General features: G+C 60.7%; 17 protein-coding genes. 12 read left to right on the forward strand and 5 right to left on the reverse strand.

Annotation, left to right across the window (positions count from 1 at the left end; genetic code table 11):
• Window positions 1–397 precede the first annotated feature (397 nt).
• Window positions 398–841 (forward strand): GAF domain-containing protein, encoded by a 444-nt coding sequence (locus ACP92_RS24240; protein ID WP_081441892.1) that lies wholly within the window; start codon window positions 398–400, stop codon window positions 839–841.
• Between the two features lie 59 nt (window positions 842–900).
• Here ACP92_RS24240 and ACP92_RS24050 read toward each other — a convergent pair whose 3' ends face one another.
• Window positions 901–1,146 (reverse strand): hypothetical protein, encoded by a 246-nt coding sequence (locus ACP92_RS24050; protein WP_049788054.1) that lies wholly within the window; start codon window positions 1,144–1,146, stop codon window positions 901–903.
• A gap of 69 nt (window positions 1,147–1,215) precedes the next feature.
• Here ACP92_RS24050 and ACP92_RS08380 point away from each other — a divergent pair, with 69 nt between their 5' ends.
• The 4 genes from ACP92_RS08380 (at window position 1,216) to ACP92_RS08390 (ending at window position 3,324) form a co-directional block, all read left to right on the forward strand.
• Window positions 1,216–2,238 (forward strand): aminotransferase class I/II-fold pyridoxal phosphate-dependent enzyme, encoded by a 1,023-nt coding sequence (locus ACP92_RS08380; protein WP_049788055.1) that lies wholly within the window; start codon window positions 1,216–1,218, stop codon window positions 2,236–2,238.
• Window positions 2,239–2,311: 73 nt separating this feature from the next.
• Window positions 2,312–2,446 (forward strand): hypothetical protein, encoded by a 135-nt coding sequence (locus tag ACP92_RS25180; protein ID WP_276325959.1) that lies wholly within the window; start codon window positions 2,312–2,314, stop codon window positions 2,444–2,446.
• Window positions 2,447–2,549: 103 nt separating this feature from the next.
• On the forward strand, window positions 2,550–2,954 hold the full coding sequence (locus ACP92_RS08385; protein WP_156181764.1) for a hypothetical protein: 405 nt from the start codon (window positions 2,550–2,552) through the stop codon (window positions 2,952–2,954).
• Between the two features lie 115 nt (window positions 2,955–3,069).
• Entirely contained in the window at window positions 3,070–3,324 is a 255-nt protein-coding gene (locus ACP92_RS08390) for a hypothetical protein (RefSeq protein ID WP_041310479.1), read from the forward strand.
• 33 nt (window positions 3,325–3,357) lie between these two features.
• On the opposite strand, the gene ACP92_RS08395 is transcribed toward ACP92_RS08390, so the two are convergent.
• On the reverse strand, window positions 3,358–4,068 hold the full coding sequence (locus tag ACP92_RS08395; protein WP_013233706.1) for a GAF domain-containing protein: 711 nt from the start codon (window positions 4,066–4,068) through the stop codon (window positions 3,358–3,360).
• Window positions 4,069–4,190: 122 nt separating this feature from the next.
• Between ACP92_RS08395 and ACP92_RS24545 the strand changes: the two genes are divergently transcribed.
• A complete protein-coding gene (locus ACP92_RS24545) occupies window positions 4,191–4,514 on the forward strand; it encodes a hypothetical protein (RefSeq protein ID WP_156181766.1) in 324 nt (107 codons plus the stop codon).
• A 151-nt stretch (window positions 4,515–4,665) separates the two neighbouring features.
• Here the strand turns inward: ACP92_RS24545 and ACP92_RS08400 are convergent, their stop codons facing one another.
• The 3 genes from ACP92_RS08400 to ACP92_RS08410 all read right to left on the reverse strand — a co-directional run bounded on the left by ACP92_RS08400 (window position 4,666) and on the right by ACP92_RS08410 (window position 6,049).
• Complete coding sequence (locus ACP92_RS08400; RefSeq protein ID WP_139970564.1) at window positions 4,666–4,977, reverse strand: hypothetical protein; 312 nt, start codon at window positions 4,975–4,977, stop codon at window positions 4,666–4,668.
• Window positions 4,978–5,021: 44 nt separating this feature from the next.
• A complete protein-coding gene (locus ACP92_RS24055; protein WP_013233708.1) occupies window positions 5,022–5,384 on the reverse strand; it encodes a hypothetical protein in 363 nt (120 codons plus the stop codon).
• Between the two features lie 260 nt (window positions 5,385–5,644).
• Entirely contained in the window at window positions 5,645–6,049 is a 405-nt protein-coding gene (locus tag ACP92_RS08410; protein WP_013233709.1) for a response regulator, read from the reverse strand.
• A gap of 496 nt (window positions 6,050–6,545) precedes the next feature.
• On the opposite strand from ACP92_RS08410, the gene ACP92_RS08415 reads away from it, so the two are divergent.
• From ACP92_RS08415 to ACP92_RS08440, 6 genes are read left to right on the forward strand one after another with little or no spacing between them, the layout of a single operon-like run.
• Window positions 6,546–8,477, forward strand: coding sequence for a methyl-accepting chemotaxis protein (locus ACP92_RS08415; RefSeq protein ID WP_013233710.1), 1,932 nt, complete (start codon window positions 6,546–6,548; stop codon window positions 8,475–8,477).
• A gap of 9 nt (window positions 8,478–8,486) precedes the next feature.
• The gene (locus ACP92_RS08420) at window positions 8,487–10,037 is read left to right on the forward strand and encodes a chemotaxis protein CheW (RefSeq protein WP_013233711.1); all 1,551 of its coding nucleotides are present in this window, start codon (window positions 8,487–8,489) and stop codon (window positions 10,035–10,037) included.
• A 25-nt stretch (window positions 10,038–10,062) separates the two neighbouring features.
• On the forward strand, window positions 10,063–11,124 hold the full coding sequence (gene cheB, locus ACP92_RS08425) for a chemotaxis-specific protein-glutamate methyltransferase CheB (RefSeq protein ID WP_013233712.1): 1,062 nt from the start codon (window positions 10,063–10,065) through the stop codon (window positions 11,122–11,124).
• A gap of 11 nt (window positions 11,125–11,135) precedes the next feature.
• The gene (locus ACP92_RS08430) at window positions 11,136–11,753 is read left to right on the forward strand and encodes a HEAT repeat domain-containing protein (protein ID WP_013233713.1); all 618 of its coding nucleotides are present in this window, start codon (window positions 11,136–11,138) and stop codon (window positions 11,751–11,753) included.
• 7 nt (window positions 11,754–11,760) lie between these two features.
• Window positions 11,761–12,603 (forward strand): CheR family methyltransferase, encoded by an 843-nt coding sequence (locus ACP92_RS08435; RefSeq protein WP_013233714.1) that lies wholly within the window; start codon window positions 11,761–11,763, stop codon window positions 12,601–12,603.
• Entirely contained in the window at window positions 12,600–12,971 is a 372-nt protein-coding gene (locus ACP92_RS08440) for a response regulator transcription factor (RefSeq protein ID WP_013233715.1), read from the forward strand. Before ACP92_RS08435 ends, ACP92_RS08440 begins: the two co-directional genes overlap by 4 nt.
• Window positions 12,972–13,019 lie beyond the last annotated feature (48 nt).

Here is a 13,019-nt window from a genome sequence, read left to right on the forward strand (position 1 = left end):
GGTATTTGTATATTCTGTATTTATTGGTGATATCTGTGATTATTTGTCACAATATCACTAGAAATCTCAAAATATAGCAGATTTTAGTTGTATTTTTGATTCCAAAAAGTATTAAAAGTAAAAAATATTAAAGTTTTTCCGCAATCAGTCTATAATTTTTCCAACAGCTTATCGGTGTTGTTGCCACGCAGGATCACGACGCCTTGGGGTCACGGACAAAGGCGTTGCGAGAGGAGGCTGTGCCAAGCGCGGGATCTTGGACGTTGGGTGCAGGGCGCCGGCGGTCGAACGATGCGCTTGAGCGGCGTCCTCGTCGAGGCAGGGACCGGTTATCCACCGGTCCGGCTTTGATTGAAGTGAGCGTTGGCAAATGGGGAACGCGCTTACATAAATAAAAATGAATGACATGCAATCTGAAGAGCGATTCCGGCGGCTGAACTGGCTAGCTAGCGAATTGCTCGATGTACCGATGTCGTTGATTGGACTTGTTGCTTCCGAGACCGTGATTTGGCACGGCCCGGTCGGCCTGCATGTCGAAGAAACCACTCGGCCCTGTGCTTTTGTCGAGCACACGCTGCTGCACGAGGGTGTTTTTCTCGTGCCGGATGCGAGCAAGGATCCACGTTTCAGCGACCACAGTCTGGTCACGGGAGCGCCGTTCGTGCGCTGCTTTGCCGGCATGCGCTTGCGCTTGAATAACGGTGTCGTCTTCGGCGCGCTGTGCGTGATGGATACCGAGCCGCGCATTTTCCGCGCCCGTGAAATACGGACTTTCGAGGGCTTGGCGCAGATCGCCGAGGATATTTATCGCCTGTTTCTGTTTGAACGCCAATCCCATTAGCCAGCACGCCAGCCTGTCCTTGACCATCATTGCTCGCTCCAGAAGATCACACGTACACATCATTGACCATGCTCCCGGATATCTCGCCATCGCGGCTTGCCGCCGTACCATTTGACGCCAGGGCCGCGCGCCCGGGTGTCAAGGATGGTTTCGGCAATTTGTTGGACGAAGAAACCGGATATGCCAGAGGCAGGATCCTCCGTTCCCATGTGGAGGAAATGCGCAGATTCAATTACGGGCAGCGTCTCGCCGCAGAGAGATTGCGGCTGTTCGGCGAGACCTCCATCGGCGTATTTGGCGGCCATGCCGGGGACTTTTCCCTGAGTCAGGGAGATACACGGACCTGGTGCGAGGAGTGGCTCGGCCCCAGCCGCATGGAGCGGCAGTTCCAGAATGCCGCCAGGATCCATCTGGGGGGCGATGACCAAGCCCGGGCAGCGCTGTTCAATCGCACCTCGGCAGGGATCATCACCGCCATCGCCGCCCTGGCCGGCCATGGGATCGTGATGTCATTGCTGCCGCCAGAGGGCCGTTCGCACGCCTCGGTACGTCGTGGCGCGGCTCTGGCCAATGCCCGCTTGCATGAGCACACGGCGCAACAGAACTGGCAGCAGTCCATCGAGCGCGTCAGGCCGGACCTGGTGGTCATCACGCCGGTCACGAGCGATCTGGACATCCTGCGCGATGACGGCATGCTCAACATGATCCAGATCGCCCATGCGGTCGGGGCCGTGGTGCTGGTTGATGACGCCTATGGCGCGCGCCTGCGTCCGGCCTTGTGCGATGGCGTCTCCGCGCTCTCGCTGGGGGCAGACCTGGTCATCACCAGTTGCGACAAGGCAGGCCTGCATGGTCCGCGCGCCGGATTGATGGGCGGCGATGCCGCCGCGATCACCACCCTGCAGGCGCGTTCGCGTGAGTGGGGTACGGATGCGCGTGCGCCGACCATGGCCGGTGTGCTGCGGGCATTGCAGGCCTACACCTCGCTGCAGTTGATCAGCGAGGCTGCCTGCGGAAAGCGCTTGGCCGAGGCGGTCAGCCATGAACTCGGCGCCTGGGTCAGGCATAGCCCGCTCGGCGTCATGTTGGACGCGGAAGACTTGTTGCGCTACCTGCTGATGCAGCGGGATATGGACGCCGGCTTCAGCGCGGCGGTCCCCTGCGAAGCCAGTGCGGCGGTCGGGATGATCCTGTTGCGTGAGTTTGGCATCCTCACTGCGCATTCCCATGGCGATCCCGGCGGCAGCGCTGCCTTGCATCTCAAGCCCACCAGCAAGTCGCTGGCCCGTACCGGCGGCATTGTATCGGTGGTGCAGGCATTGCGCGAATCGCTGAAGGCGGTGGCGGCGGTGATTGATCAGGAGGATCGCTTGCGGGAACTGATCCTCGGTGAATAAGAGGGGACCAGCGCACGCGCTATCCGTCAATGGCGGTCCTGCAGAGGCGAGTCATATCGTCAACATGATCAATATGATCAACATGATCAATGTGATCAATGTGATCAATGTGATCAACATGGTCGACGTAGAAGGCCGGCTGCGAGGCTGTCTGGCCGCCGACCTGCTCACCGACGATGGTGCATTTCCGATTAATCGTGAGTCGTGAATCTTTCTATAACCCAACTGACAGAACCCTATCAGAGCCTATGAACAATCCCGGTGTAAACATGCCCGCGTTAGCGGCGCTGGACGCGGACGAGCTCCGGGTCATGATCACTTCGGTCAACAAGCTCACCAACCAGATGGCTGTGCTCACGGACTATTTCGAGCGTGCCGGTTCCCGTCTGCACCAACAGCAAACGGAGGACCTGGACAAGGCGGTGGAACGGATACTGCGCGAAGGCTACGGTCCGGAAGAGACGGGCAGCATCGAACTGGAATTGGCCATGCCAGTGCTGCGCGCAGTGGGCGCCGAGGTCTTCGTCAAGAAGCTCTTATGGGGCGAAGAGGAAGATGACCTCACGCTGGCGTGCGCGATGGCCAAGGTGATTCCTCAATTCGAATGCCTGGTGCAGGAGCATCCCTTCCTGCTGTTGAGCCAGGCAGCCGATTGCCTGGACGCGATCAGGAACTTCAGGCTGCCAGGCACACCCAATGATGGCCTGACCGCTTGAGGGGCAGCGCCGCAGCGTGGGCAGGTCTTCTTTCCTGATTGCAAGGTGGGGCTCAGTGCGCGGCTCGATGCGCCGCTCAACCCGGAATGGATTCGCTCTTGATGAAATGAACTCTATGGAACTGGCCAGCAAATACGCCTTACAGATCCGCGATCTTGCCCTGCAAGCCGATGCCGGCGAGGACATGATCGAGGCGCTCAACTTCACCCTCTCTCACGCCAAGCGTGATCTTGGCAGCGTCGCTTCTGCGCCCGCGGTGGCGTGCCAGCAGCAATTGTTTTCCTTCATGCGCGACATCTCCGAGGGCGCGTCGGCGGTGATGTATAACGCCGTGCTGAACTGGGCCATCCGCGACCTGGAGCAGTCATAACAGAAACGCGCAGACGTGCGCGGCGGAAACAGTCTATCTGGACTCCAGGATGTGCAGCCGGAGGATATCCGAGGCCAGCATCGCCAGTTCTTCCAGCGCTTGCTGTTCATGGGAGCGCAGAATACGTGGTTCGGTATCGATGACGCACAGGGAGCCGAACGCCTTGCCCTCGTACATCAGGCGCACCCCCGCGTAGAAGCGGAAAAAGGGGGTGGACGTCACCAGCGGATTGTTCATGAAGCGCATGTCTGTCTGCGTGTCGCTGACGGCAAACACGCCTTCATGCGCGATCGTATAGTTGCAAAAGGCCCAGGCGCGCGGCGTCTCATTGAGGCTCAGGCCGTGCGCCGACTTGAAGATCTGGAGTTCCGATGTCAGGAAGGTGATCAGCGAAATGGGTGCATCGAGCAACTCGCTGGCCAGCCAGGTCAGGCGATCGAAGCGGGTATCCGGTGCCGAGCGCTCGATGATGCGTTCCACGAATGCGGCCCGGTCGCCTTCTTCTGCACCGGCAGGGTAGGCCAGGGCTTCCAGCTCTTCAGGCCCGTCCTCCTCTCCCACTGCCGGTACTTCCTGATGTCCGATGAGCGACATCACCGAACTCCGGCGCGTGCGGCGATGGCCGCCGGGCGTTTTCCAGGAAGCCAGCATTCCGCTTTCCATCCAGATCTGCGCAGTCGTAATGGACACGCCCAGCATCCGTGCGGCCTCACGGGAGGTCATCACCGGGTCGACGATCGACATATCCCTGACTTCAGGCGGTGTGGCGCGGCCCATCAGTGACGCCCTCCCAGAGGAGAGATAGGGAAAACAACATCATCTGATTTCATATTTCGTTTTTTTGCAAAAAGATTGTGAAGATATCAATGCGTGGCGTTATTGCGGATGACGGACGATCAAAACGTTTTCATGCGCTGATCCTGTTGGCCTCCATTGCGAGGAGGCAGCTTATTGCTCAGCTTTGTTCAGCTTTCCAGGTGTCTCATGGCCCGCGCAAGGCTGCGCCGGGGTGGGCTTCTTCGGTCTTGAGCCTGCATCCAAAATCTTTGAATTGTAACCGCGACTATATTTCAGTGTTTGCCGGCGTGTCGTGGTTTGTCAGTAAGCTGACTTGCGTCATGGAGTCACAAGTTTTTTGTGGCTCAATGGCACGGCAAGCCGCAGCGCGGCTGCTGCCGTTGGCCCTGTGACCTGGACGTGGTCCGGAAGTAGGAGGAGGGGAGTGGACGGCGGGCCTCTGCCCGCGCGATGGGTGCGACCGCAGCCAGGGCCCAAGGGTTGGTGGCCCGGCTGATCGCTGCTAGCGCGATGGTCTGGAGCGAATGCGCCTGCTGGCCATCGCTATTTTTTCTCAGCGGTCATCGGCGCATATTTCCACTGATCAGGCAGGAAGGTGTTGACGTTATCGATATAGGTCTGGATGAATTTGTTATCGACATCCGTATGGATGTGCATGTTCAGGCGTGACGTATGGATCTCCGATAGCAGTCGACGAAAGTCCGGATCGTTCCTGGCGATGGCGGTGAGCGTATGCAGGATGGAAGTGTGCGCTTCGCGGATGGCGATGTCGGTCTCCAGCAGCTTGGCCATCTGCGCCAGCATCAGATGCTGTTGTTCAACGACTCGGCACAGCGTATGAAAGTCAGTTTCCATGGTTTAGGTCAGTAGGTTGGATGATCGGAACGACGGGCAGGTCTTCAGGACGACGTCACCGGAGCAGGCGCCGCCGCCTCCGGATACGGTTCTGCCGGTGCGCTGTGCGCATGTCCGGGGCCGGCATATTCTTCGCAGAGCGCCACCAGCGCCGGCATCGCAGGGATGTCCGCACGGCTGCGCAGGATCTCCAGCACCTCGCCGATCTGCTTGCGGCTGGGCACGATCTCGATGGCGCTTTTATGGATCCATTTGCGGATGAGCTGATACAGCTCGTCCAGCGGGAGCGTGGCCACTTCCGCGCGGGTGGGGACTTTCACATTCAGCGGATGTGGCCTGCCGGACTGGTGGGCGACCGCTGCCTCGATGTTCTCCAACGGGATATTGAAATGGTCTTGGGACTGCATCGCGTGACTAGCTCCTTGGTGTGGTCGGGAAAGGCGACATTGGCGGGAAGCCAGTGCTCAGGCCTTCCTCTTCAAAAATGGACAGCATGCGCGTGCGCTATCGACTCGAGGTTCTGCGCCGCGCCGCTCTGCGCAGCGCCACCTGCGCTTGCCACTGCGCTTCATGGATATCCTCCGCAGTCGAAGCGCAGCACTATGGGTCCTGTACATGGCGGCAGATCGCACTGAGGTATCGAGGCCTCGCCTGCGCGGCCCCAGCCTTATTGCAGCCCCATGCTGCTGCGACGCTGCAGGATCTTGCTGATCTTGTCGTCCAGCGTTGCGGCATTGAAGGGCTTGACGATGTAGCCATCTGCCCCGGTTTCTGCCGCCAGCACGATGTTCTCCTTCTTTGCCTCGGCGCTGACCATGAGTACCGGCAGTCGCTTGAGTCGCGGTGTCTCGCGGATCTTCTTCAGCAGGCCCAGCCCGTCCATGCCCGGCATGTTCCAGTCAGTGATCACGAAACTGATGGGAAGCGCGCCGGACTCCAGAATCTTCCATGCCGATGTGCCATCGTCGGCATCGGTGACCTTCAGGTACTCCAGCTCCTTGAGCAGCCCGATGATGATGCGCCGCATCGTCGAAAAATCATCAACCACCAGAAAGTGTTGGTCCGTGCTCACTACGGCTCCTTTCAGCCTGACGAACGCTTGTCGAGTCGCGTTCTGATTGGGTTTCCAGCGCCGCGCCGCGGGCGTGGCCCTTGGCGATTCCCCCTTGTTTTTGTCGGCGGTGGAGGTGAAATATCAAATTTGTTTACGAATAAAATACCAAATCTACAAAATATGCTCTCACAATTGCATCAAAGATGCAAAATATGTAAAATATGTAACACCTTCAGGCAGAAGGGCTTAGGGGTAAGCCCGCCATGGGAGGTGCTGGTGCTGGATCTGCGCGCGTAAGCAATTACGCAATTAACTACGTAACTTGTTCGTGACTGCGGATCGTGCCAAAGGGGGGCGGCGTGTGCTGCCGACGTCATAGCAATCACCAATAACGAAAGCATCGGTAGCTGAAGTGGGCGGTTCCTGCGAATGTCGGCGCGAGGGCGATGTCCTTGTTTCCGCATGACCAAGGCGTGCCTCGATCCCGGCTGCCAGTTCACTGAAAGGAATCCTCGTGGCCCTGGTCAAAAAAAACATTCCGAGTCTGTCGGCAGCCTCCTTCCACGATAACGACGCCAATCGCAAAGGCGGCGTTTCGGTGCGCGAGGCGGAGGCGCAGCGCAAGCGTGCACGCACGTTGGCCAAGCAGCAGCAGGCGGCCGAGCGTATCGCTGCCGCCACGGGTGAGTTGTCCTCGGGCATCAATGAGGCTGCCTCAGCGGCAGAACAGCTGCGGCGGGCGGCCAACCAGATTTCGGCAGGGGCGGAGGAAGCTTCCGGGGCGGCGCAAGAATCCACCAGTGCATTCCACCTGGTCACCGAATCGATCGGGATTCAGTTGCAGAGCGCTGAGGTGAGCGAGTCCAAGGTCAATGCCTGTCAGTTGGTCATCACCAGCACCTCCAGCGACGTCGCCAATCTCATCGCCAATGTGACCGTGGCCGGCCAGCGCCAGCAAGGTTCGGTGGCCATGGTGAGCGAACTGGAGGCGCAGGCCTCCAACATCGGCGATATCGTCAAGGCGGTCGCCCGCATTGCCGACCAGACCAATCTGCTGGCGCTCAATGCAGCCATCGAAGCAGCGCGCGCCGGCAAGCACGGCAAGGGCTTTGCGGTGGTGGCCGATGAAGTGCGGACCCTGGCGGAAACCTCCGAACGCAGCGCCAAGCAGATCCAGGACCTGGTCGGCCAGATTCAGCAAGACGTCAAGTCCATTGCCGAGGGCATCAACAATTCCGCCCGGGTCCTGGGCGCCGAAGTGGAAAACGGCAAGGTCATCACGGCGCAGCTGGAACGCATCGGCGTGGACTTCCGCGAAATCGCCCGTGGAGTGGTGGAGATCAGTGCGGGCGCGAAGCAATCCGACACGGCGGCGCAACAGGCGATGAAGGGCTCGCAGGATATTGCGGCGGCTGCATTGCAGCAGGCGGCAGCGGCGGAAGAAACGGCCAAGACCGTCAGCGAGCAGTCGCAAGCCCTGGCTGAGGCTGAACAGGCCGCACAGGCGCTGGCGGAGGTGGCCGAAGAGCTGAAGAACTCCACCGATGTGGCCAAGAGTGCCGAGGTGGTGGCTTCCAGCGCTGAACAGCTGTCGTCGGCGGTGGAAGAGATCAACCGCGCCAGCGCGCAGATCATGGGCGCGCTGGAGGAAATCAGCAAGGGCGCGCAGGTGGCCGCAGCCGCCAGCGAGGAATCGTCCACGGCCATCGGCCAGATCGAAAAGGGCGTGGAAGTCGCGCAGCAGCGGGCCACCGTGAGCGGGGAAAAAGTCAAAGGCATCCAGTCCTTGCTCATTACCAACAAGGAAGCGGTGGGCAGTCTCATCGACGGCATCGCCACCTCGGTGAAGGCCACGCAGGACAGCATCAAGCAGGTCCGCGACCTGGACCAGGTCTCGCGCCGCATCGACAAGATCGTCGAAGCGATCACCACAGTCTCGATCCAGACCAACATGCTGGCCGTCAATGGTTCGGTCGAAGCCGCCCGGGCCGGTGAATTCGGCAAGGGCTTCGTGGTGGTCTCGACCGATATCCGCAACCTGGCGCGCGACTCCGCAGAGAATGCCGATCGCATCAAGGATCTGGTCAAGGCCGTGCAGGACCAGATCGCCCTGGTCAGCGCGGACCTGGAAGACATCGTCAAGGCCGCCCTCAGCGAGGCAGAGAAGGCCAAGACCACGACGGCCAATCTGGCGCAGATCGAGGCAGACGTCGCTGAGGTCGAACGCGGGGCGGCAGCGATCCTGGCCGCCTCGGGGGAAATCTCCACTGCCATCGGGCAGGCCAAGAAAGGTGTGGACCAGATTGCCAGCGCCGCGCAGGAAGCGGAAAAGGCTGCCGGCGAAGCGGCTGGCGCGGCCGAGCAGCAATCCAAGGGCGCGCGCGAACTCGCTGCCGCCATCGAAGAAATCTCCTCGCTGGCCGATGAACTGCAAAGCGTAGCCTAAGGGGCGGCGATGACAACTGATATCGTCACCCTCACCGAAACGTCGGATCCTGACCGACCGTCATCCCAGGAGCGCATTGCCACGCGCCAGTTCGTGACCTTCGTCGCTGGCGATGAAGTGTTTGCCGTGGAGATGGCGCCGGTGCAGGAAATCATCCGCTCTCCCGATGTCGTCCGGGTGCCATTGGCGCCGCCGACCCTGGATGGGCTGGCGAACCTGCGCGGCAAGATCCTTCCCATCGTATCGCTGCGTCGCATCTTCGGCTTTCCCGAGCGCGACAAGGACGACGCCACCCGGGCCGTGGTCATCAACGTAGGCCAGCCACTGGGATTCGTGGTGGACCGGGTGGCCAGCGTGCTCGATGTCGAGGCCGACAAGATCGAGGCGCCGGAGGGATTGCAGAGCACCATCGATACCGAACTGCTGGCTGGCTTGCTCAAGAATGTGGGCGGCTATCCGGTGATCATGGTGCTGGATTTCGAGAAGCTGGTGAGCCGCGAATTTTCCCAGATCGCGGCCTCGGCCAGGAACGATGTGCGCCTGCATGCTGGCCTTGAGGTACACAACGACGGCGCCGAGGCCACCCGCAACGACGAACTCCAGCTGGTCAGTTTCAGGCTGTCCGGCCAGGAGTATGCGATCGATATCGCCGACGTCCAGGAAATCGTGCAGGTCCCCTCGGGCATTGTCCGCCTGCCCCATTCTGCCGAGCATGTCATCGGGGTGATGGCGCTGCGCAGCCGGCTGCTGATGCTGGTGGATCTGCGCCGCATGTTCGGCCTGCCTGCGCAAGAACTCGACGACAAATGCCGCATCGTCGTCCTGGCGCATGGCGCCAGTTCCATCGGACTGGCAGTGGACAGCGTGAGCGAAGTGCTGAGGGTGCCCAAAGGGCTGGTCGATCCGCTGCCCGTGGCGCTGGCCAAGAGCGACGACGCCCCGGAGATTGCCTGCGTATGCCGGCTCGACGAGGGACGGCGCCTGGTCTCGGTCATCACCAGCAAGAACCTCCTCGATCACTCGGCCCTGAAAGATGCATTCAATATCATGAGCGAAGACCATTCCGACCACGCCCAGCCAGGCGAGGAAATCGACACGGCCATCGATGATGATGAGCAGATGGTGATCTTCCGGCTGGACAAGGAAGAGTTCGGCGTCCCCATTCATAGCGTGCAGGAGATCGTGCGGGTGCCGGACGAGCTGGTGCATGTCCCGGGCGCGCCGGCCTTTGTGGAGGGCGTCATCAATCTGCGCGGCAGCGTGCTGCCGGTCATCGATCTGCGCGCGCGGCTGGGGTTGCCGGCCATCGAACGCAGCGATGGCCAGCGCATCATGGTCTTCGTCATTGCCGATGTGCGCACCGGTTTCATCGTGGACCAGGTCGCCGAAGTGCTGCGCATCGCCAAGGACGCCATCGAGCCCGCGCCCAGGTTCTCCACGCAGCAGTCTGCGCTCTTGGCGCGCATGGCCAATATGGAAAAGCAGGGACGCATGGTGCAGCTGCTGGAACCCGCGCAATTGATCAATGCCGACGAAATGACGGGTCTCGCATCGCTTTAGGAATCCACGCTTTACGAATTGCCCCATGATTAAGCTTTTGATCATCGATGATTCCGCGTTGATGCGGCGTCAGCTCATGCAGGTGTTCGAGCAGGCGGGAGGTTTCGATATCTGCCTCGGGCGCAATGGACGGGAGGCTGTCGAACTCAATCGCAGCTTTGCGCCGGATGTGGTCACGCTCGATATCAACATGCCGGAAATGGATGGCCTCTCGGCATTGTCGCTGATGATGCTGGACCGGCCTGTTCCGGTGGTGATGGTGTCGTCGCTGACCGAGCAGGGCGCCCTGGCGACCTTTGAGGCCATGAACCTGGGAGCGGTCGATTACGTCGCCAAGCCCAGCGGCACCATTTCGCTGTCGCTCCATGAGATCGAGCAGGACTTGCTGGCCAAGGTCCGCGTGGCCGCCAAGGCCAGGATCAGGAGCCGTGCGCCTGCGCCTGAGCTGGCGCGCGCCAGGGAGCCTCTGGCTGCGCCCGTCGCAGAGGCGGCCAGACGCGGACGACCGGCCTCGGATGGCCTGGTCCTGATTGGCGTCTCCACCGGCGGGCCGAGCACGCTGGAGGAGATCCTGCCGGCATTGCCGGCCTCGTTTCCCTGGCCGATCCTGGTCGCCCAGCATATGCCAGCGGCCTTCACGCGCTCGTTCGCGGAGCGGATGGACAAGCTGTGCGCGCTCAACGTGCTGGAGGTGGCCGCGCCCACGGTAGTGCAAGGCGGCCATGTCTATATCGCCCGCGGCGGAGCGGACATGCTGGTCGCCAAGCGCGGCAGCCATCTGTCGGTCCTGCCCAAGCCGGAATCGCCTACGCATCTGTGGCATCCCTCGGTCGAGCTGCTGGCGCGGTCTGCCCTGCAGAGCATGGCGGCCAGGCAACTGATCGGCGTCATGCTCACCGGCATGGGCAACGATGGCGCCGCCGCCTTTGCCGAGATATGCGGCGACGGCGGACGCACCATCGCAGAGTCGGAGTCTTCGTGTGTGGTCTTTGGCATGCCGAAGGACCTGATTGACCGGGGCGGGGCCAGCGTGGTCCTGCCGGCATCAAAAATCGCCACCCAGCTGCGTGTCTGGCTGGAACAGTAAAGGAGCCAAACATGGCATTGATCAAGGTGACTCATTCCCGACTCTCTGCGGAGCCTGCCGCCGACCGTGAATGCAACGTCCTGATGCAGGAGCTGTACAGCGAAGAGGCCGCCGTGCGCCGCGCGGCCGCGCGCGATCTGGTCGCTTGTCCGCAGGCCTCCGAGGCATTGCTGGCGCGCCTGAAGATCGAAACGCTGTTGTCGGTGCGCGAGACCATCATCACCACGCTCATACGGCTGGGCGATGCGGCCGCCGCCGCCGGCCTGATCGAATGCCTGCGCAGCGACGACGCCGCCTTGCGCAACGAAGCCATCGAGGCCATGAAGCAGCTCCCCGAGGAAGTCGCGCCGCTGATGGAACAACTGCTGGACGATGTCGACGCCGACGTCAGGATCTTTGCCGTCAATGTGCTCGAGTCCATGCGCCATCCCAGGGTGGAAGAGTGGCTCATCGAGGTGATCCGGTCGGACCCGCACGTCAACGTCTGTTCGGCAGCGCTGGATGTGCTCAGCGAGGTGGGAACGATGCGGGCCCTTGAGGCAATAGAGCGCGTGCAGGCGCGTTTTGCCGATGACCCGTATATCCAGTTCGCCGCCAATCTCACGCTGGCGCGTCTGCGCCAGGAATAAGCCCAACATGAATGAGACTGTCATCAGCGAAGCGGACTTCCTGAAGTTCAGGGAGTACTTCTACCGCAAGACCGGCATCAGCTTCGAGGCGACCAAGCGCTATTTCGTCGACAAGCGCCTGATCGAGCGCATCGAGGCGACCGGCAGCGGCAGTTTTCGCCATTATTTTTCCCTGCTGCGTTTCGAGGCCGACGGCAAGGAACTGCAGTTGCTGACCAATCTGATGACCGTCAATGAAACCTATTTCCTGCGCGAAGAATACCAGTTCCAATGCCTGGTCAATTCCATGCTTCCCGAGATCACCCGCAACAGGCGCAGCACGGCGCCGATACGGATCTGGTGCATTCCCTGCTCGTCGGGAGAGGAAGCCTACACCCTGGCGATGTACCTGATGGAGCGCTGGCCGGGCATCGATCAATGGGATGTGGAAATCATTTCCTCCGATATCGATACCGGGGTGTTGCGCAAGGCCCAGCTCGGGCGCTATTCGGCGCGCTCGGTGCAGCATGTGCCCGCTGACTGGATGAGCAAGTATTTCCTCCGCCAGGGCGATGAATACCAGATCTGCGATGCGCTGCGCGGCGCGGTCGAATTTACCCGCGTCAATCTGGCCAAGTCGCAGGATACCAAGGCCTACCGGAATTTCGATGTGATCTTCTGCCGCAACCTGCTGATCTATTTTGACGATGTGTCGCGCAAGGAAGCGGCCGAGACCTTCTATGAAGCACTGAACCTGAACGGCTTTATCTGCCTGGGTCATTCGGAGTCGATGAGCCGGATTTCCTCCTTGTACCGGGTCAGGAAATTTCCCGAAGCCATTGTTTATCAAAAAACCGCGGAGGCCCAATGAAGCGCATCCTGCTTGTCGATGATGCGGCGACGGTGCGCATGTACCATCGCAACATCCTTGAAGCTGCTCACTACCTGGTCGAAGAAGCGGTCAACGGCATCGAGGGCCTGGAAAAAGCGCTGCACCAGCCCTACGATCTCTACATCGTGGATATCAACATGCCCAAGCTGGACGGCTACGGCTTCCTGCGCCAGTTGCGCGGCGAGCCGCTGGTGCATGCACCAGCGATCATGATTTCCACCGAGTCCCAAGCCAATGACCGTGTCCTGGCCTATCGCGCCGGCGCCAACGACTATCTCGTCAAGCCGGTGACGCCTGCGCAATTGCTCATGCATGTGCGGCTGCTGGTGGGAGAGGGTGGCCAATGACTCTTCTGCGCGATCAATTCATTCTCGAGACCAGGGATCTACTGCAGG

The sequence above is a fragment of the Herbaspirillum seropedicae genome, from assembly GCF_001040945.1.
GTDB classification, from domain to species: Bacteria; Pseudomonadota; Gammaproteobacteria; order Burkholderiales; family Burkholderiaceae_D; genus Herbaspirillum; species Herbaspirillum seropedicae.

Coding starts and splice junctions, on each gene's coding strand:
- ACP92_RS24240 (WP_081441892.1), top strand. CDS start 398: ATGAATGACATGCAATCTGAAGAGCGATTCCGGCGGCTGAACTGGCTA.
- ACP92_RS24050 (WP_049788054.1), bottom strand. CDS start 1,146: ATGGCCGCCAAATACGCCGATGGAGGTCTCGCCGAACAGCCGCAATCT.
- ACP92_RS08380 (WP_049788055.1), top strand. CDS start 1,216: ATGGAGCGGCAGTTCCAGAATGCCGCCAGGATCCATCTGGGGGGCGAT.
- ACP92_RS25180 (WP_276325959.1), top strand. CDS start 2,312: ATGATCAACATGATCAATGTGATCAATGTGATCAATGTGATCAACATG.
- ACP92_RS08385 (WP_156181764.1), top strand. CDS start 2,550: ATGATCACTTCGGTCAACAAGCTCACCAACCAGATGGCTGTGCTCACG.
- ACP92_RS08390 (WP_041310479.1), top strand. CDS start 3,070: ATGGAACTGGCCAGCAAATACGCCTTACAGATCCGCGATCTTGCCCTG.
- ACP92_RS08395 (WP_013233706.1), bottom strand. CDS start 4,068: ATGTCGATCGTCGACCCGGTGATGACCTCCCGTGAGGCCGCACGGATG.
- ACP92_RS24545 (WP_156181766.1), top strand. CDS start 4,191: ATGCGTGGCGTTATTGCGGATGACGGACGATCAAAACGTTTTCATGCG.
- ACP92_RS08400 (WP_139970564.1), bottom strand. CDS start 4,977: ATGGAAACTGACTTTCATACGCTGTGCCGAGTCGTTGAACAACAGCAT.
- ACP92_RS24055 (WP_013233708.1), bottom strand. CDS start 5,384: ATGCAGTCCCAAGACCATTTCAATATCCCGTTGGAGAACATCGAGGCA.
- ACP92_RS08420 (WP_013233711.1), top strand. CDS start 8,487: ATGACAACTGATATCGTCACCCTCACCGAAACGTCGGATCCTGACCGA.
- cheB (WP_013233712.1), top strand. CDS start 10,063: ATGATTAAGCTTTTGATCATCGATGATTCCGCGTTGATGCGGCGTCAG.
- ACP92_RS08430 (WP_013233713.1), top strand. CDS start 11,136: ATGGCATTGATCAAGGTGACTCATTCCCGACTCTCTGCGGAGCCTGCC.
- ACP92_RS08435 (WP_013233714.1), top strand. CDS start 11,761: ATGAATGAGACTGTCATCAGCGAAGCGGACTTCCTGAAGTTCAGGGAG.
- ACP92_RS08440 (WP_013233715.1), top strand. CDS start 12,600: ATGAAGCGCATCCTGCTTGTCGATGATGCGGCGACGGTGCGCATGTAC.